This window comes from Streptacidiphilus monticola, from assembly GCF_042658505.1.
In the GTDB taxonomy this organism is placed as follows: Bacteria; Actinomycetota; Actinomycetes; order Streptomycetales; family Streptomycetaceae; genus Streptacidiphilus; species Streptacidiphilus monticola.
The window spans coordinates 1-653 of record NZ_JBHSQJ010000148.1; the positions used below are offsets into that span (position 1 = coordinate 1).

Sequence of the window (653 nt, forward strand, 5' to 3'; positions counted from 1 at the left end):
GGGGTGTGGTGGTGCCCCGGGGCGGGGGGGTTCCCGGCCCCGGGGGGTGGGGTGGTTCAGGTGGGGTGGGGGTGGCGGGTGTTGGGGGGTGGCCGGTAGTCCTGGGGTGGGACGGGGACGGGGCGGCCGTGGTGCATGCGCAGTTCCCAGCCGGTGGTGTGGAGTTCGCTGTGGTGTGTGCCGCACAGGAGGGCGAGGTTGTCGAGGCTGGTGGGTCCGCCGTCGGCCCAGTGGATCAGGTGGTGGGTCTCGCACCAGGTGGGTGGGCGGGTGCAGCCGGGCCAGGCGCAGTGGCGGTCGCGGGCGGTGACGGCGTCGCGCAGGTGGGCGGGGACGGTGCGGGTGGCGCGGCCGATGGACAGCGGCCGGCCCTGCCGGTCGGTCAGCAGCGCGCGCAGGGTGCAGTCGCAGGCGATGCGGCGGGCCTCGGCCCGGGTGAGGCGGTGGCCGCGGTGGGTGTGCGCGCCCCGCGGCCGCAGCAGCCCCTCCACCGGTCCGACCGCCACCCCGCCCACCGACCCCACCGATCCTTCCGCCGACCGCGCCGGACCTTGCGCCGCACCCGCCGGACCGTCCACCGAGCACGCGGGTCCTTGCGCCGCCCCGACCGCCGACCCCGCCGGTCCGTCCGCCGCGCACGCCGCCCCGCACGC

The 653-nt window shown here is 78.7% G+C and carries 1 protein-coding gene; it reads right to left on the reverse strand.

Going from position 1 to position 653, the window contains the following annotated elements; all coding sequences use genetic code 11:
• Positions 1–56: 56 nt before the first annotated feature.
• Entirely contained in the window at positions 57–515 is a 459-nt protein-coding gene (locus ACFP3V_RS28835) for an HNH endonuclease signature motif containing protein (RefSeq protein ID WP_380589736.1), read from the reverse strand.
• Positions 516–653 lie beyond the last annotated feature (138 nt).